This is a genomic window from Alitiscatomonas sp., assembly GCF_037242085.1.
Lineage (GTDB): Bacteria > Bacillota > Clostridia > Lachnospirales > Lachnospiraceae > Alitiscatomonas > Alitiscatomonas aceti.
This window is the reverse complement of the sequence record NZ_JAXXBR010000086.1, coordinates 19745-37887: the sequence shown is the minus strand read 5'-3', so window position 1 is coordinate 37887 and position 18143 is coordinate 19745. Positions and strand designations below refer to the sequence as shown.

Annotated in this window: 18 protein-coding genes; 1 reads left to right on the top strand and 17 read right to left on the bottom strand. The window is 52.5% G+C overall.

Translation table 11 applies throughout. From position 1 onward, the window contains the following. Positions 1 to 11: 11 nt before the first annotated feature. The 5 genes from rnr to pheS form a co-directional block, all read right to left on the bottom strand. Complete coding sequence (rnr, locus tag WIH05_RS08895; protein WP_337425267.1) at positions 12 to 2174, bottom strand: ribonuclease R; 2163 nt, start codon at positions 2172 to 2174, stop codon at positions 12 to 14. Between the two features lie 103 nt (positions 2175 to 2277). Then, positions 2278 to 2511: a preprotein translocase subunit SecG gene (gene secG / locus WIH05_RS08890; protein ID WP_022273761.1), complete on the bottom strand. Its 234-nt coding sequence runs from the start codon at positions 2509 to 2511 to the stop codon at positions 2278 to 2280. A 61-nt stretch (positions 2512 to 2572) separates the two neighbouring features. After that, complete coding sequence (gene eno, locus WIH05_RS08885) at positions 2573 to 3856, bottom strand: phosphopyruvate hydratase (protein ID WP_158357156.1); 1284 nt, start codon at positions 3854 to 3856, stop codon at positions 2573 to 2575. A 59-nt stretch (positions 3857 to 3915) separates the two neighbouring features. Then, positions 3916 to 6336, bottom strand: a complete 2421-nt coding sequence (gene pheT, locus WIH05_RS08880) for a phenylalanine--tRNA ligase subunit beta (RefSeq protein WP_337425266.1) — start codon at positions 6334 to 6336, stop codon at positions 3916 to 3918. Between the two features lie 375 nt (positions 6337 to 6711). Next, positions 6712 to 7731: a phenylalanine--tRNA ligase subunit alpha gene (gene pheS, locus WIH05_RS08875; protein WP_022273758.1), complete on the bottom strand. Its 1020-nt coding sequence runs from the start codon at positions 7729 to 7731 to the stop codon at positions 6712 to 6714. A gap of 538 nt (positions 7732 to 8269) precedes the next feature. On the opposite strand from pheS, the gene WIH05_RS08870 reads away from it, so the two are divergent. Then, positions 8270 to 8734, top strand: coding sequence for a methylglyoxal synthase (locus WIH05_RS08870; RefSeq protein ID WP_158357159.1), 465 nt, complete (start codon positions 8270 to 8272; stop codon positions 8732 to 8734). Between the two features lie 11 nt (positions 8735 to 8745). Here WIH05_RS08870 and spoVAE read toward each other — a convergent pair whose 3' ends face one another. The 12 genes from spoVAE to WIH05_RS08810 form a co-directional block, all read right to left on the bottom strand. Further along, positions 8746 to 9102: a stage V sporulation protein AE gene (gene spoVAE, locus WIH05_RS08865; protein ID WP_022273757.1), complete on the bottom strand. Its 357-nt coding sequence runs from the start codon at positions 9100 to 9102 to the stop codon at positions 8746 to 8748. Positions 9103 to 9130: 28 nt separating this feature from the next. After that, positions 9131 to 10168, bottom strand: a complete 1038-nt coding sequence (locus WIH05_RS08860; protein ID WP_022273756.1) for a stage V sporulation protein AD — start codon at positions 10166 to 10168, stop codon at positions 9131 to 9133. Between the two features lie 129 nt (positions 10169 to 10297). Then, positions 10298 to 11521, bottom strand: coding sequence for an HNH endonuclease (locus WIH05_RS08855; RefSeq protein ID WP_022273755.1), 1224 nt, complete (start codon positions 11519 to 11521; stop codon positions 10298 to 10300). A gap of 167 nt (positions 11522 to 11688) precedes the next feature. After that, positions 11689 to 13287, bottom strand: a complete 1599-nt coding sequence (locus WIH05_RS08850; protein WP_022273754.1) for an ABC transporter substrate-binding protein — start codon at positions 13285 to 13287, stop codon at positions 11689 to 11691. A gap of 256 nt (positions 13288 to 13543) precedes the next feature. Beyond that, positions 13544 to 14002, bottom strand: coding sequence for a SpoVA/SpoVAEb family sporulation membrane protein (locus WIH05_RS08845; RefSeq protein ID WP_022273753.1), 459 nt, complete (start codon positions 14000 to 14002; stop codon positions 13544 to 13546). Then, positions 14002 to 14427: a stage V sporulation protein AB gene (locus WIH05_RS08840; RefSeq protein WP_022273752.1), complete on the bottom strand. Its 426-nt coding sequence runs from the start codon at positions 14425 to 14427 to the stop codon at positions 14002 to 14004. The genes WIH05_RS08845 and WIH05_RS08840 overlap by 1 nt, the downstream gene beginning before the upstream one ends. After that, positions 14417 to 15046 carry a stage V sporulation protein AA gene (locus tag WIH05_RS08835; RefSeq protein WP_337425265.1) on the bottom strand — a complete coding sequence of 210 codons (630 nt, stop codon included), beginning with the start codon at positions 15044 to 15046 and terminating at the stop codon, positions 14417 to 14419. Before WIH05_RS08835 ends, WIH05_RS08840 begins: the two co-directional genes overlap by 11 nt. After that, entirely contained in the window at positions 15043 to 15195 is a 153-nt protein-coding gene (locus WIH05_RS08830) for a hypothetical protein (protein WP_022273750.1), read from the bottom strand. Before WIH05_RS08830 ends, WIH05_RS08835 begins: the two co-directional genes overlap by 4 nt. Positions 15196 to 15245: 50 nt before the next feature. After that, on the bottom strand, positions 15246 to 15965 hold the full coding sequence (locus WIH05_RS08825; RefSeq protein WP_022273749.1) for a SigB/SigF/SigG family RNA polymerase sigma factor: 720 nt from the start codon (positions 15963 to 15965) through the stop codon (positions 15246 to 15248). A gap of 5 nt (positions 15966 to 15970) precedes the next feature. Next, positions 15971 to 16396, bottom strand: a complete 426-nt coding sequence (gene spoIIAB, locus WIH05_RS08820) for an anti-sigma F factor (protein ID WP_022273748.1) — start codon at positions 16394 to 16396, stop codon at positions 15971 to 15973. After that, complete coding sequence (locus tag WIH05_RS08815) at positions 16393 to 16749, bottom strand: anti-sigma factor antagonist (RefSeq protein WP_022273747.1); 357 nt, start codon at positions 16747 to 16749, stop codon at positions 16393 to 16395. Before WIH05_RS08815 ends, spoIIAB begins: the two co-directional genes overlap by 4 nt. 87 nt (positions 16750 to 16836) lie before the next feature. Next, positions 16837 to 18141, bottom strand: a complete 1305-nt coding sequence (locus tag WIH05_RS08810) for a tetratricopeptide repeat protein (protein ID WP_262428012.1) — start codon at positions 18139 to 18141, stop codon at positions 16837 to 16839. Between the last annotated feature and the right edge of the window lie 2 nt (positions 18142 to 18143).

Here is an 18143-nt window from a genome sequence, read left to right as displayed (position 1 = left end):
CTCCCAAAGCCCTAAAACTCCCGCACCGGAAGGAAGTCGATGGTCTTTAAATACCGGTCCACAGCCACCACCTGGACGCGGATGGGCTGTCCCAGCTTAAACCGTTTTCTGGTGCGCTCTCCCACCAGCTCATAATGCGCTTCATCGAACACATAATAATCGCCGTCCAGTTCGCTTACATGGACCATGCCCTCCACCGTATCAGGAAGCTCCACATAAAATCCATAATTGCTGATCCCGGAGATGACCCCGTCAAAAACCTCCCCGATGCGCCGTTCCATGTACTGGACCTTTTTCGCCTTCTCCGTTTCCCGTTCTGCCTCCTCGGCCAACCGTTCTCTGGAGGAGGTCCAGACTGCGGCCTCCGGCAGCAGCTTTCCATAGTGGGACAGCCGTTTTTCTCCCAGCCTGCCATGAAGGTTCTCCTTGATGATCCGGTGGATCTGCAGATCCGGATACCTGCGGATGGGGGATGTAAAATGTGTGTAATACCGGGCTGCCAGACCGAAATGGCCCACGCAGTCCGTGGTATATTTTGCCTGCTTCATGGACCGCAGGGCAAGCCTGGAGAGCATGGCCTCCTCCGGCGTTCCCGCTGCCCGGGAGAGCAGCTTCTGGATCTCCTTGGGATGGACCTCCCCGTTTCCGATATGAAGGGAGTAACCGAAGTTGTTGATCAGGATCGCAAACCGGCGGATCTTTTCCTCATCGGGCTTTTCGTGGGTCCTGTACAGAAACGGGATCTGCTGCCAGTAGTAATCCTCTGCCACCGTCTCGTTGGCCGCCAGCATAAAATCCTCAATGAGCATGGTGGCCGCGTTCCGCTCCCTGGGTACCAGAGCCTCCGGCCGCCCCTTTTCATCCAGTAGGATCTTGCATTCCGCAAAGTCAAAGTCCACGGCTCCCCGCTCCATACGCTTTTTACGCAGGATCCCGGCCGCCTCATCCAGCAGACGGAACATGGAGCCAAAGCCCTCTGTTTCAAGGCTCTCATCTGTATTCCCGCCTGTGAGCACAGCATTCACCGCCGTATACGTCATCCGCCGGTCGATCCGCACCACCGTCTCACAGATCTCATGGCCGGTGATATTCCCTTTTTCGTCCATATCCATCAGACAGCTCAAGGCCAGCCGGTCGCAGCCGGCGTTTAAGGAGCAGATGCCGTTGGAAAGCCGGTGAGGCAGCATGGGGATCACCCGGTCCACCAGATATACGCTGGTGCCCCGCCGGTATGCCTCCGCATCCAGAGCGCTTTTTTCCGTCACATAATGGGCCACATCCGCAATATGCACTCCCAGATGGTAGATCGTCCGGCCATCCTCACATTCCTTTGAAATGCTGACCGCATCGTCCAGATCCTTGGCGTCCTCTCCATCGATGGTGACCATGGGCACAGACCGGAGATCCTTCCGGCCCTTTTTAAGCTCCTCTTCCACGGTTTCCGCCGAAAGCTCCTCCGGGACACGGGCTGCTTCCTCCATGACCTCCTCCGGATAGGACTCCGGCAGGCCATAGGCGCGGACAATAGACAGAATATCCACGCCGGGATCGTTTACATGGCCCAGGATCTCCACCACCTGCCCCTCCGGATTTTTTCTCTTCCCCCCGTAGGAGGTGAGCTTTACCATGACCTTATGGCCGGAGACCGCACCCATGTCCATTCCTTCCGGAACGAAGATATCCATGGTGATCCTGGGATTATCCGGGATCACAAAGCCAAAATGATTCTTTTTGCTCTTTTCATACATGCCCACCACCGTTTCGTTGGCCCGCTTCAATACCTTTATGACGGTCCCCTCCGCCCGGCGGCCGCTTCCTGCTTCCTCCACTGTCACCTGGACCGTATCTCCGTCCATGGCGTCTCCGGTGTTGTCCGGGGCGATGAACAGATCGGACTCCCGTCCCTCCACGGATACAAAGCCAAAGCCCTTATAATGGGCTGTGAAAACGCCTGTCTCTGCAAAGATCTCTGCCCGGGCGTATTTTCCTTTTTTAGAAACAGCGATCTTCCCATCGGCCATGAGCGCCTTCAGCACCGCCTCCAGCTCTCCCCGGTCCTCCCTTGGAACACCCAGAAGGATCGCCAGCTCCTTCAGCTTCATGGGAATGTAGGCCTTGTCGTTCATTAAGGCCATGAGCGTTTCTTTTCTTTCTTTTAAAAGATTTTCTTCCATGAATCTCCTTTTTCATCTTTATTTTCAAATGGAATCCTGCTTTACAGGTTTCCTATAAGCCAAAAAACACTCCTGCATTTCATCTGCAAGAGTGTTCATCGTCTTAAAATACCTTTAAGTTTAATACAAGAGCCAGGACAAAGATCAGGACCGCCGCGAGCTTTGTAAATTTTTCCAGCTTTCCTTCCATGGAACGGCCTTTATTTTTGCCCCAGTATGTCTCCGCTGCACCGCTGATGGCGCCAAGTCCTGCGGACTTTCCTTCCTGCATCAGTACGATCACAGTCATTGCAATGCATAATAAAACAAATACGATTGTCAGAATGATTCTCAGCACACTTACACCTCCTGTTTACAAGCATGTCTATCATATCATAGGATGCCCTAAAAAACAACCGTTATTTCTGGAAATTTCCCTCCAGTTCCCCTTCGATCCTCAGAAGCTGGTTGTATTTCGCCGTCCGTTCAGAGCGGCAGGGCGCGCCGGTCTTGATCTGTCCCGCGTTGACAGCCACCGCCAGATCCGCGATGAAGCTGTCCTCTGTTTCCCCGGACCTGTGGGAGATCACAGTCCCGAAGCCGGCCTTTTTTGCCGTCTCAATGGCCGCCAGGCTCTCACTTAAGGTCCCGATCTGGTTTACCTTTACCAGGATGGCGTTTCCGGCTCCGGACCGGATCCCCTTTAAGAGCCGCGCTTCATTGGTGACAAACAGATCGTCTCCCACAAGCTGGATCCGGTGACCCAGGGTCCTGGTAAGGAGCTGCCATCCCTCCCAGTCCTCTTCGTGGAGGCCGTCTTCGATGGAGCATATGGGAAAGCCGTCGGACAGGCTCCGGAAATATTCCACCATCTCCTCCGCGGACCTGGAAACCGGGATCCCGGTCATGGAGCTTTCCCCGGGAAAATCGTAGCGTCCCGTTTCTTCATTATAAAGCTCGCTGGCTGCCGCATCGATGGCGATCTTCACGTCTGTACCCGGTTCATATCCGGCTTCCCGGACCGCCCGCACCAGAAAATCCAGAGCCTCTCTGGAATCCTTAAGATCCGGGGCGAAGCCTCCCTCGTCTCCCACTGCCGTAGAGTACCCGCCTTCCTTTAAGAGACGCTTTAAAGTATGGTACACTTCTGTCCCCATCCGGAGCCCTTCAGAAAATCCGGACGCTCCTGTGGGCATGATCATAAACTCCTGCAGGTCCACGGTGTTGTCCGCATGTCTCCCCCCGTTTAAAATATTCATCATGGGGACTGGAAGGGTCCGTCCGCTGATTCCTCCCAGATACCGGTACAGCGGGAGCTTTAAGGCGCTGGCCGCCGCCCTGGCCGACGCAAGGGATACAGCCAGAATGGCGTTGGCGCCCAGGCGCTCCTTGTTTTCACTGCCGTCGGCCTCCTTAAGGAGCCGGTCGATGCGGCTCTGGTCCAGGACATTTTCAAAAAGCACCGCTTCCGCCAGCCCGTGGTTCACATGTTCCACAGCCCTTTTCACGCCCTTCCCCAGATACCTGTCTCCGCCGTCCCGGAGCTCCCTGGCCTCATGGCTTCCAGTGGACGCGCCGGAGGGCACGGACGCCCTTCCCACAGCCCCGCATTCCAGCTCCACCTCTGCCTCCACGGTGGGATTTCCCCGGGAATCCAGGATCTCCCTTCCTCTTACCTTTACGATCTCATAATCCATATCCATAAAAAAATGGCCTCCTTACAGCGTTTGGTTACTGTAAGGATAGCCATTTTTATCCTGTCTTATGCGCGGAGCTCGATGCCCATGGACTTTAATCCGTTTAAGATCTTATTCATGGCACCATTGATCTCCTTTTCCTCCAGGGTGTGGTCCTTGGCCCGGAAGGTGATGGAATAAGCGACGGACTTATAGCCCTCCAGGATCTGGGAGCCCTCGTAAATATCAAACAGGTTGTAGCTCTCCAGGATCTTTCCGCCTCTCTGAACGATCATCTCCTCGATCTGGCCCACCAGGATGTTCTTGGGAACCACCATGCTCAGATCACGGCTCACTGCCGGATACTTGGCAATGCCGGTGTACTTGCGGTCAAAGGAGGTATGGGGCGTTACAGCAGGCATATCTAAAACTGCCACGTATGCCTTTTCTCCGATCTTATAATTATCCAGCACATCCGGATGTACCTCTCCCAGGTATCCGACCATGTCGCCCTCATAAAGGATGGCGGCCTGTCTGCCTGGATGGAGGAAGGCTTTCCCTGCTTCCGGATCGTAGGATACACGTCCATGCATTCCGGCCTTATCAAAGAACTCTTCCACCACGCCCTTCATGGTGAAGAAATCGCCGTCTCCGTACATGCCCAGGGTAAACTGCATCCGCTCGTCGGGAAGCTCTGTCAAGGGCAGGCTCTTGGGAAGATATACGTTGGCCAGCTCGTACAGACGGACATTTTTATTTCTCCGGTTGTAGTTGGTGGATAAGGAGTTTAACATACCGTGGAGAGGAAGGGTCCTCATGACACTGAAGTCCTCGCCCAGGGGGTTGGAGATCACTACGGTCTGTCTTGCGGCATCCTCTGCCGGAATGTTTAATTTATCGAATACCTTCGGGCTCTCGAAGGAGTAGGTCATGCCCTCGGAGAAGCCGCAGAACTCAGCCACATTTCTGGCGATCTGCTCCACACGCAGCTTGTAGGAAAGCTTTCCTGTGGTGGCCTCGCCGGTGGGGAGGGTGGTTCCGATCTTATCGTAGCCATAGAATCTGGCCACCTCCTCTGCCAGATCTGCCATGCAGTGGATATCCTGTCTCCAGGTGGGAGCCACGATCTCACCGGTCTCTTTATCGTACCGCAGTTCGATCTTTTCCATGTACTGGAGCATGGTCTCCGGAGCAATGTCAGTACCTAAAAGAGCGTTGATCTTTTCAGGCTGGAATTTCACCCTGGATTCCTCTGCCTTTACCGGATAAACGTCGATCATGCCGCCCACTACCTCTCCGGCTCCCAGCTCCTCGATCAGCTGGCAGGCGCGGTTTACGGCCTCCTCGGCGGTGTTGGGATCCAGTCCTTTTTCATACTTTCCGGAGGCGTCGGTCCTTAAGCCCACCTTTTTTGCGGAAAGGCGGATATTGGTGCCGTCAAAGGTGGCGCACTCGAATACCATGGTCTTCACGTCATCGGTGATCTTGGAATTTTCGCCTCCCATGATACCGGCGATCCCCACTTCCTTCTCTGCATCGTTGATCATGAGCACCGTATGGTCCAGCTTTCTCTCCTGGACGTCCAGGGTCTGGAACACGTCGCCGTCCTTGGCGCATTTCACAACGATCTCATGACCGGCCAGCAGGTCATAGTCGAAGGCGTGCATGGGCTGTCCGTACTCTTCCATAATGTAGTTTGTGATGTCCACGATGTTGTTGATGGGGCGGATGCCGGAGGCTGCCAGGCGGTGCTGGAGCCACTTGGGAGACGGAGCCAGATGGATGTTCTTCACCATTCTGGCGCAGTAGCGTTTGCAGAGGTCTGTATTTTCTACGGTTACCTTTAAGTAATCATTGATATCCTCGCTGTTTCCGGTCTTTGTGATCACCGGAGCCTTGAATTCCTTTCCGAAGGTGGCTGCCGCCTCTCTGGCAATGCCCAGGACGCTGTAACAGTCCACGCGGTTGGAGGTGATCTCATACTCGAATACGGTGTCGCGGAGGCCTAAAAGGGCAACGGCGTCCTCTCCGGGAACCGCGTCTGCCGGAAGAATGTAGAGGCCGCTTTCCGGTGCGTCCGGATACATGTTCCGGTCAGAGCCCAGCTCCTCGATGGAGCACATCATGCCGTAGGAATCCACGCCGCGCAGCTTTCCGGCCTTGATGGTGATGCCGTCCTCGGGAAGGGGGCCGCCGTCGTGGCCGCCGGCGACTTTTCCTCCGTCTAAGACCACCGGGACCTTGTCGCCCACATGGACGTTGGGAGCGCCGGTGACGATCTGGAGGGTCTCATCTCCCACGTTCACCTGGCAGATCACCAGCTTGTCTGCGTCGGGATGGCGGTCGATGGAAAGGATCTCGCCTACTACGATCTTTTCAAGATTTTTGTCAAGACGCTCGAAGCCTTCTACCTTTGTTCCGGTCAGGGTCATGGCGTCGGTGTATTCCTGGGCGGTCACGTCCAGGTCTGGAACATATGCTTTTATCCAGGATAAGGATGTATTCATAGTCTGTTTTCTCCTATCTGTGGTTGTGTAATCGATGATTTATGGTGCCCGTGGGGGGTATGTGAGGATGTTTCCGGGATCGGGAAGAGTGGCCTCCCGCCAGGTCGCCGTGCTTACTCGGATCGCGGTGCGATCCGAGTTTGGGGCGGGCGCCCCATGGTTCCGGAATCACCCTCCCGGCCGCTGGAATGCAAGCATTCCGCTTCCGGGATCGGGAAAAGTGGACTCCCGCCAGGTCGCCGTGCTTACTCGGATCGCGGTGCGATCCTCGTTTGGGGCGAGCGCCCCATGGTTCCGGAATCACTCTCCCGGCCGCTGGAATGCAGGCATTCCGCTTCCGGGATTGTGATTCTGGAACCGCACGGCTTGTCGGAATCAAAATTGTTTCAGGAATCTTATGTCGTTTTCGTAGAGGAGGCGCATGTCGTCGATCTCGTATTTTAACAGGGCGATGCGCTCTAAGCCTACGCCGAAGGCGAAGCCTGTGTATTCCTCCGGATCGATGCCGCACATTTCCAGAACGTGGGGGTGTACCATACCGCAGCCTAAGATCTCGATCCAGCCGGAGCCCTTACAGAACCGACAGCCCTTGCCGCCGCATTTGAAGCAGCTTACGTCCACCTCGGCGCTGGGCTCTGTGAACGGGAAATGATGGGGACGGAATTTTACCTTGGTATCTTCTCCGAACAGCTCTCTGGCAAACTCTGCCAGAGTTCCCTTAAGGTCTGCAAAGGTAATGTGCTTGTCGATCACCAGGCCCTCGATTTGGTGGAAGGAGGGGGAATGGGTGGCATCCACTTCATCGGAGCGGAATACACGTCCCGGAGCGATCATACGGATCGGCGGCTTCTGTTTTTCCATGACCCTGGCCTGTACCGGAGAGGTCTGGCTTCTTAAAAGGATACTGTCATTAATATAGAAGGTATCCTGCTCATCCCTGGCCGGATGCCCTTTGGGGATATTCAGTTTTTCAAAATTATACAGATCGTATTCTACCTCCGGTCCTTCTACCACCTCGTAGCCCATGCCCACGAAGATCCGCTCCACTTCCTCTAGGGCAATGGTGTTGGGATGCTTGTGGCCTGTATTGGCCTTCTTTGCCGGAAGGGTCACATCGATCACTTCCCGCTTCATCTGTTCCTCTCTGGCTTTTCTTGCCAGTGCGGTCTTCGTTTCCTCCAGCCGCTCCTCGATGAGGGCGCGTACCTCGTTGACCATCTGGCCCACCTTGGGTCTTTCCTCCGGGGCCACATCCTTCATGCTCTTTAACACGGTGGTCAGCTCACCCTTTTTTCCCAGATATGCCACCCGGATCTCATTTAACTTTTCCAGAGCGTCTGAAGCGTCGATCTTTGCCAGCGCTTCTGATTTGATCTTCTCTAACTGTTCTTTCATATGTTCCTCCATTCCAGTTTTTCAATACTTTTAGGAAATTTTCAAAAGACCGTCTTCTGCACGGTGCAGCGCGATTCAGCACGAAGTGCTTTTTTACTTGATAGAAATCTCTTATCAAATAAAAAATCCCCGATACGTTTCCTTTAAACGTATCAGGGACGAAAATTCCGCGGTACCACCCTAATTCCTGCCTCTGGCAGACACTTTCCTCTTCACCTAACGCGTGAACCACGTCACAGCCTACTTGCAGATCATATCCGTTTCAGCCATGCAGCTCCGGTGGGAAATTAGGCCTTCCTGTCTGAACCTGGGATGCTTCCAGCCGATGACATCCCCTCTCTGTCGGAAAACAGGCACCCTGTACACCTTCCATGCCTTTTAAAAATTTAACTGCTGTTTTATATATTAGCCGCATCTTCCGGAAAAGTCAACCCCTTCCCCGCTGTTTCCTTCTGTAAAATGAAACCGTTCGTGCCTTAACAATTCATTGACACCTTCTGTTTTTTATGGCATTATTAACCAAAAGGAGGAATCAATTATGGATTATCTGACACTTACCATTGGAAAGCAGAAAAAAATCGCCCTTATTGCCCATGACAGCAAAAAACGCGAGCTCATTGGCTGGTGCGATGCCCACAAGGAGATCTTAAAGCACCACTTTCTCTGCGGCACCGGCACCACCGCCAGGATGGTCACCGATGCCACCGGGCTTCCGGTCAAGGGCTATAACAGCGGCCCCCTGGGCGGCGACCAGCAGATCGGCGCAAAGATCGTGGAAGGCGGGGTGGACTTTGTGGTCTTTTTCTCCGACCCGCTGACGGCCCAGCCCCATGACCCGGATGTCAAGGCCCTTCTCCGGATCGCCCAGGTCTATGATATCCCCATTGCCAACAATAAGGCCACCGCAGATTTCCTTATCACATCTCCGTTCATGAATTCTGAGTATGAACATACGGTCATCAATTTCCAGCAAAATATCAAGGACCGGGCCGGGCGGCTGTAAAGCCGTCCGTTTTATCCCTTCATCTTCGGCTTAAATACCAGGGAGCCCAGATACCCAAATACCAGGGCTCCGGAGATTCCCACGGCGCTGGCTGTGAAGCCGCCTTTGAAGATCCCCAGGATCCCGTCCTCGCCCATGGCCCTGGCGATCCCCTTCCAGAGCGTGTTCCCAAAGCCCGTTAAGGGAACCGTGGCTCCGGCCCCGGCCCACTGGGCAAAGGGCTCATAGATCCCCAGAAATCCCAGGACCGCTCCTGTGACCACCAGGGACACCATGATCCTGCCCGGCATCAGCTTTGTCCGGTCCAGCAGAAGCTGCACCGCCGCGCAGATCAGTCCTCCCACCAGAAACGCCCGTATATATTCCATTGCACATCCGCCTTTCTTTCCGTTTTATTTACTTTCTTCCTTCGTCCATGCGTTCCAGGACCACCCCATGGGCGATGCCTGGGACGCTTTTTCCTTCATTGAAGCTGACCGTGGAAAGCAGGGCTCCTGTGGGCATAAAAAGGACCCGCTTCCACTCTCCCTGCTGGATCCGGGGAAGGATATAGCCGCAGAGCACCGCAGCCGAGCAGCCGCAGCCGCTTCCTCCTGCGTGGGTATCCTGGGTGCTGCCGTCAAAGATCTCAATGCCGCAGTCCATGTACCGGCTTTCGATGTCATGGCCTGCCTTTAAGAGATAATCCAGCAGCAGCCTGCGGCCCACGGTTCCCAGATCCCCGGTGATGATCCGGTCATAATATCTCTCGTCCACTCCCAGGTCTTTAAAATTGGTGACAATGGTATCCAGTGCGGCCATGGCCATGGCTGCCCCCATGTTCATGGAATCCTTAAAATCCATGTCCACGATCTTTCCTGTGGTGATCCCGGCCACCCGGGCCAGCGGGCTCCCTCCTCCGCCTTTTCCCAGGACCACGGCCCCGCAGCCGGTGACGGTCCATGTGGCAGAAAGCGGCCTCTGGTTCCCATACTCCAGGGGGAAGCGGAACTGCTTTTCCGCCGATGCAAAATGGCTGGAGGCCGTTACCAGCACCCGGTCGGCAAAATCTCCGGCCACGGTCATGGAGCCCAGCTGAAGGCCCTCCCCCATGGTGGAACAGGCCCCGTAGAGCCCGAACATGGGGAATTCCAGGTCCATGCTCCCAAAGGAGGTGGCGATCAGCTGGGCCAGGAGATCGCCTCCAAAATAATACCGGATCTCCTCCTTATCCAGCCCGCTCTTTTCAATGGCCAGCCGTGCGGTCCTGGTCTGGAGCTCGCTTTCCGCCTCCTCCCAGGTCCGTTTCCCCAGCATGGAATCCATCTCGATCCGGTCAAAATATTTTCCCAGGGGCCCCTCCCCTTCCTTCTTTCCCACCACCGAAGCGGCAGAAAGGATCAGAGGAGGATCTTCAAATAACAGGCTGGCCTTTCCTCTTTTACTCGTTCCCATATTTCCATCGCCTTTCCATTTCGATTCTTTATCTTCCAGTATTCCCGGCTTTCATGGAAAATATGTCCCGGAGGAGCTGAACCGTATTCTGGCAGACGTATAAAGGAGATCGGACTTCCAGGCTTTTCATTACAGACATGATGTGTTTTTCAAATGCCCCATCAACATATAAAACTTAAAATGGCAATAACGCTGAAACACAGATGGATCGACAGACATGATTCTTGCAAGAAAAACGGGATATAGGTATTTCTGATTATCCAAATATAAAATCTTCTTATATTTTTCTATATTAATAGTATCTTTCTCATAGCAAGTATAATATTGAAACTCGGAATAATATCTTGGTTTTTCCTCATCCTTTATTTGATCAAATATATTTATAAAATTTGCTTTTGCATATTTCTCATTGAGCATTTCCAAATAATTTCTTTCATAACTTCTTTTACGGATTTTTTCATATGCTATTTTCTGGATCTGTTCAAATACAATATTTATATTTTCTTCTTGGTATCCATGATATTCTTTTAAATCACTGACTACTTTTTTTATATCTATCTGATATTGAGTTGCAATAATATCTGCATCTTTATAATCCAAAATATTCAAACTGTCCATTAATTCATTTTTATGTTTCTCGCTGTCATTCTTATTAATTACTTGGCAGTATTCTTTATATATCTCACCAGAAAAATCATCTGGCAGGAGTACATATACTTGAAATGTACTAAAAAGTTCAATACATGCATAAAGGAAATTTTTATAATTAAATAATCTTAACACATGAAATAATTCATAAGTATCCTGTGACTCTATAATCGAATCAAATAATGTCATAGGTACAAAGGGGATTACGATAGGCTTATTCATTAATTCTTTATTTTTACTATCAAATACCCAATTCAGTTTATTCACCTCAACATCTGAATAAACTGCAAAATTAAACGCTATTTTTGCCATTCCCTTTTTGTAGAATTCATTATCTAAATTAAAAACATATGCTACTTTCTCGTATTTCTCAGATTCCCATTTCTTATATTTCCCATCTTTATCAAACATTGATATAACTTTGCCATTTTTAAACCATGTTTTATAAGAATTTCCCTCTTTATCGCGCATAATCCCTTCGTATGATGTCTTACCTGTTTTACGATCAAAGTTCATATCTAAACCATCAATGATTGGTGCAAAAATTTCAGTAAATGCTTTATCCAAATCTGAACCATATTTACTATTACATTTTTTACAATAAATACTGTCGGATTTTAAAATACCTCCAATCGCATTATGAATAATATGTTCTTCACTCCTGTTTTCCTGGTCTATTTCCATTCCACAGATGCAACATTTCATGAAATACTCCTCCCTTATACGCTCATTTTACCACAAAAAAAATTTCAGCCAGAGTCTATTATAATGAATCAAAGGGAAAACGGCATAGAAAAGCCCTGGGGCCCCCTCCACAAGGAGGACACCCCAGGGCTGACTCTTTTCTGTGTCTGGCTGTATTGGGAAACTTCCTATTCCCAGCTCATCCTATGATAATATGTAGTTCCGGATGCATCAATATTAAAGCCCTTCAGACCTTTCTTGTATGCACGGACATTATTTCTTACAAACAACGGAGCCTGCGGACAGATTTCATTCAATGCGTCACTCAGCTCTGTAACGGCTTTCACGTTCTCTTCTGGATCCAAAGTGGTCTGGACCTTTTCGATCAGAGCATCGATCTCAGGAAGGTTCAGTCTGGTCTTATTGGATCCATTCACGGACATGGAGTGGTAAACACCCTGGGAATAGGCCAGTAACGAGGAAGCCGTGTAGTTACCGATGGCAGCCTGGTAGTCGCCGGTGGCTGTCACATCCAGATACGTAGCCAGGTCCATGGACTCCAGAGTCGTATCGATCCCAAGATTTTCCTTCAGGCAGCTCTGGATCACCTGACCCATACGAAGCTTCATATCATCCGAGCAGATGATCGCAAATCCACAGTCTGCCGGATTCAGTCCAGAAGCTTCCATATATTCTTTCGCCTTATCCAAATCGTAAGACGGAGCGCCTGTATCCGTCACGCCTTTGAAACAGCCGGGAAGCATAGAATCACTGACGCTTCCGGTTCCCTGTAACGCTACCTGGATCACAGCCTCTTTGTCAATGGCAGAAGCAATGGCCTTTCTGAAATCCGGGTTGTTAAACGGGGCCACTTCGTTGTTGACCATCATCCACTGATGGGTCGTTCCTGCTTCATTAAATACCTCGATCCCGTCTGCTTCCATCAAACGGGTCAGATCGGTCGTCTCCACATCTACTACCAGGTCCACTTCTCCGGTCTCCAGAGCCATTGTACGGGAGGAGCCCTCCGGGATCACCTTCCAGATCACATGCTTGATGGGAGCTTCGCCGTTCCAATAGTCCTCAAAGGCAACAAATTCAATGCTCTCGCCCTTCTTCCATTCCACCAGCTTATATGGGCCGGTTCCGATGGGTTCCTTATTGAAATCATGGCCGTTTGCGATCAGCTCTGCCGGAAGGATCGCGTTCCCATGATGGCACAGATCATAAAGAAGTCCGGACTGGGGACCATCTGTGGTGATCTTCACCGTATAATCGTCTACAACTTCAATCGTTCCTGTGGACTGGCCGTACTGGGAAACCTGGGGAGATTCTTTACAGAGCTCCAGGGAAGCCTTTACGTCCTCTGCCTTCATTTCCTGTCCATTGTGGAATTTTACACCTTTTCTTAAATGGAACAGCCACTCCGTATCGCTTACGATCTCATAGCTTTCACATAAAGACGGCTTCGGCGTAAGATCCTCACTGGAATAAAACAGACGGTCATGAGTCATAAGGTTCAGATACTCGCCGGCTGTTGCATTGTGCAGATTCGTGGTCATGTTAGGAGCCTCATTGGCCGTAGCAATGATCAGCGTATCCTTTGCAGCAGCGCTGCTGTCCTCAGTCTTTCCAGCTTCCTGGGACTCTCCGGCTTCGGTCTTCTCCGTTTCAGCGGAAGCGCTTTCACTCTCCTTGGGAGCAGGACTTCCGCAGCCTGTAAATAAACCTGCTGCCATTGTCAGTGCCAGAGCAGACGCAAGTCTGCGCATCTGTTTTTTCCTCATACTCGTTCTCCTTCTCTTTTTCATTTTTATTTGCATGCCGCGACACAATGCATTTTTTTACAATTCAAAATATTTATACATTTTGAACTTTTCATTCAAATAATCATTCCCTACTCCATCAATATAGCAAAAACCAACAAATAAATCAAGTAAAATCTATATTTTTTTACATTTTTCACAAACGCAAAAAGGATACTGTAAAAGCAGCGCCGCAGCCGCCTTTGCAGTATCCTTTTTTCCAGCTTCCGTACCCGGATCAGAGCGGAAGGAGCCCCAGGGCCTCTCCCACCCAGTATACCAGGCCCAGGGCCCAGCTGGCAAAGATCCCATACAGGATCACCGGACCGGCGATGGTAAAGATCTTACAGCCGATGCCGAACACATGGCCCTCGGACCGGTATTCGATGGCTGCGGCCGCCACAGAATTGGCAAAGCCTGTAATGGGCACCAGGGCTCCTGCGCCTGCGAATTTCACGATCCTCTGGTAAAGTCCAAGGCCCGTTAAGAGCACGCTGGCGGCAATAAGCGTTAAGGTGGTCCAGGCCGCAGCCGTCTCCTTCTCCATGCCCATGGAGCCGTAAAGGCCCAGACATGCCTGTCCTATGGTGCAGACCGCCCCTCCCGCAAGAAATGCCCGCAGCATATTTTTTACAGTGCTGTGGACCGGGGTGATCTCCTTGACGTACGTTCCGTATTCTTTTTTCTCGATCTCCATCAGTTACCTCCAAATCCTCTGGAAAAATAGACCATGGCTCCCACGAATTTCCCGGCGGCAATGGAAAGGATCAGATACTGGATCCCCACCGCAAGCCCCAGACGCCGTCCCAGCACTGGAAGCGCCTTTAAGGTCTCTGCCAGGGACATCACCAGGCACCCCACGAACACTCCCAGGGCCAGTCCCCACAGGGCCAGGAACGCAGTTCCGGCTCCTGCCAGGGGCAGATGGAACAGGTCCATAAGGTTCCCGGCCGTTCCCCCCAGGATCAGCAGGGTCTCGTAAAGGATCACATGACATCTTGTGTGTGTCACTCCGATGAGCCGAGGAAACACGCCGATGATGGCCAGAAAGGCAAAGATCCCTGCGGCGATGACGCCTCCGGAGCTGAGTCCGATGAAGCAGAGAGCCAGCTTACCGTACATCCGTCTGCGCCTCCTTCCTTCCGGCATTCTGGATCAGGGCCTTATCCAGGTTCTCCTCATAAAGCCGCATCTCCACTTCAATGGGAGTCGGGTCCACGGTGATCTTCCAGGAAGCAAAATGGTTGAAAAACACCAGGATCCCCAGGGAAAGCCCCGCTGAATACGAGATCTCCAGAACCGTGATCCCCTGGGGCTCTGCCCCCATGATGAGCTGGTAAAGATTCCCGAACACGTCGGTGACATTGGCGTCGTTATTGAAGGTCATGATGGCAAAGGCCGCCCCACAGAAGGAGACCGCCGATACAAAGGCCGTTTTCATCCACTGGAGGGCTGCTCTTCGCTTTATCTGTGGATTATATGAAACGATAAAATCCGTTTCCCCGACACTGTTTATCTGGATGGAGGAGCCGGTCCCTTCCAGCTCCTCCAGAAGATCCATGACGCTCCCCACATAAGAGGCCTCCCGGTCCCGCTCCTTAAAGGATGTGACCTTAAGGGCCTTGATCCTGGCCTCCGCCGCCTTATTCCGGCAGTGGACCTGGGCGATATCCTTTACCCTTACCTCCGGCTCATGCACCTCTGTGCTCTGGGATATCTTTATATAGACCGTATCGCTCAAAGCTCCACCAGCTTCCCGTCCTCGTGGAAGACCAGGGTCCCCTCCGGTCCCTCCTCTGCTCCCTGCATGCCGCAGATCATATACCAGACCATAAATACAATGACAGCAAAAAACATTGCCGATGCAAAAATCTGAAGTCCGTGTTTCATTGGTCTCTCCTTCTTTCCTTTTATCCCTAGTATGCACAGACTCTGTTTTATTATTCCAGCATCCGCTCCCTTAGCTGCCTTAGGATCTTTTTTTCCAGTCTTGAGACCTGGACCTGGGAGATACCCAGCTCCGACGCAATGACGGTCTGTGTCTTATTTTCAAAATACCGTTTTAAGATGATCTGCTGCTCCTGCTCTCCCAGGTCCTTTAAAAGCGCCGTTAAGACCATACGGTTTAAGACCTGGTCATTCTCTGAATTTTTTTCTGCGATCCGGTCCATGAGACAGCCGCCGTTTTCTTCATCCCTGCCCACAGGCCGGTAAATGGACTCCACCTCCGCCCCCGCCTCCAGGGATGCGGCCACCTCCTCGCGGCTGGCTCCCACCTCCCTTGCCAGCTCCTCGATGGTGGGCTCCCGGCCCAGGGAAAACTCCAGCCGTTCCCTGGCGGCCCCGGTCTTTGCGGCCAGCTCCTTTAAGGGACGGCTCACCTTGATCATGCCGTCGTCCCGGAGAAACCTCCGGATCTCTCCAGTGATCATGGGGACCGCATAGGTGGAAAGCTTCACATCCATGGACAGATCGAACTTGTCGATGGCCTTCATAAGCCCGATGCTCCCGATCTGGAACAGGTCCTCCAGATCATAACCGCGGCCCGCAAACCGCCGGACGATGCTCCAGATCAGTCCCATGTTCTCTGTAACCAGCGCATCCCTGGCTTCTTTATCTCCCTGGTGTGCCCGTCTGATGTACTCCATGGTGTCTGTCATCTGCGTCACCTGCCGATTTTCTTTCTCATGGTCACTGTGGTGCCGGAGCCTGGGGCGGACACCACCTCCACCTGATCCATAAAGGCCTCCATAAATGAAAAGCCCATGCCGGACCGCTCCCCGTCCGGCGCTGTGGTGTACATGGGCTCCATGGCCTTTGCCACATCCCGGATCCCCACGCCCTCATCCTGGACCAGCACCGTCAGAACGTCCTCCTCCACCGACACCTCCAGGGTAATGGTACCCTCTCCTCCCTGGTAGCCGTGGATCACCGCATTGGTCACTGCCTCAGACACCGCTGTCTTCACATCCTCGATCTCCTCCAGGGTCGGGTTCATGCGGCTTAAAAACACCGCCACCGCCACCCGGGCGAATTCCTCGTTTTCTGATACACTGTCCATTTTTATGGTTACGACTTCTCTCTTTTTCATGGCTTCTCCACCCCCTGGCCGCCAAACGCCGCCTCTTCTGAATCATACATCTCCATCAGCGCCGGGATCCCGGCGATCTTTAACACCCGAAGTACCTGGGGACCTGCTCCGTAAAGACAGGTCTTCCCGCCGCTGGCCTTCATCTCCTTGTACCGGTTCAGCAGGATGCCGATACCGGAGCTGTCCATGAACTCCGTCCCTGTAAAATCAAACAGGATCCTGGAAATATAATTTTCTGCCATGAGCAGATCCGTCTCATATTTCAGGTTCCGGCAGTTGTGGTGGTCCAGCTCCCTGGGCAGATGGATCACCAGGGTCCGGCCCTTGGCCTCATAAATAAATGATGGTTCCATACTATGTCTCCTTTCCCATGACATAAAAAAAGACCCTGCAGCTTTTCTTCTGTAAGGTCTTTTTCACCAGGCATGCGCCTGTCTCCGCTAATATCCCCGCTCTGCCCTGGCCGATTCCGCCAGCGGTGAATCGGCAAAATTCATGATCACCTGGCCGAACAGCTGGTCCGCCGTCTCCTCATCGCCTTTGGTCTTATAGATCATGGCCATGTTGAAGATGATCTGGGGATTCTTATCGTTGATCTCCATATATTTTTCGTAGTAGTGAAGGGCCGTGTCATAATCTCCGGCCGCTGTGCTCTGGGCTCCCAGGCTTTCTAAGACCGCCGGGGCGCTGGCATTCATTTCTGCCTGGAGCTCTCCCAGGACGCCAGCCATGCTCTCATCGGTGATCTTACTCTGGTCCAGGCCGATATAAAGCTGCACTGCCGTCTGGATGTCTCCCTTCCTCCAGGCGTTTAAGATCTGTACCATGGTCCCGTACTGGGACAGGGTGCTGTCTGAATCGCCCATGAGGCTGCTTAGGTTTTCCTCCGCCGCCTCCTTTTCCTGGCGGTACTGGTCCGCCTCCTTCTGGAGGCTGTCGGCCTTCTGGTTGGCCAGGTTCAGCTTATCGGCGTAGGCCCGCATCTCCTGGTTATGCTCATAATTCAGCGAACGCTCCCTGGCCGGCATCACCATGAACACCACCAGCACCGCCCCCAGGACCAGACCGATGGCAATGTTGATGATGGACTGCCAGCCGGTATTTTCCTTATAGGTGGGCGGCAGGATCACGTCGTCGTCCTGCATCTCCCGGTGGGAAAAGGCGTTTTTCATCTTCCGCTTTTCCACATCGGCCTTTCCGGTCCTGGATTTCACATATTCCATGTACCGCTGGGCCTTCTGGTTGGTCTTATCGATCTGTAAGACCTTAAAAAGGGACTTTCCTGCCTTTGTATGATCCCCGTGCTCCATATAAAGAAGGGCCAGGAGCAGATGGGCCTTTACAAAGTTGGGCTTTTCCTCCACGATCCGCTTCAGCTGCAGGACCGCCAGGTCGTCGCTGCCGCCCTGGGCATGGAACAGCGCCTGGTTATACTTTTTTATGGTCTGGCTGGCGATCTCCAGCTGGCCCGGCTTTCTCTGGACCTCATCCAGATAATGGTCCGCCCGGTTATTCTCCGGCTGGAGATTGATGCTGATGACCCACTGGGTCAGCGCATCAGAGGTCTCCCCCATCTCATAAAAGATCAGTCCCAGGAGATTCCTGGCGTCCGTATGATATTTGTTGAACTGCAGCGCCCTCTTCAGGTACAGCGCGGCCCCGGAAAGATCTCTTTCCTTCGCCATTTCCAGACCGCGGTTATAGTAGCTGTTGGCCGCAAACTGGATCTTCTGCAAATAGTCCATAG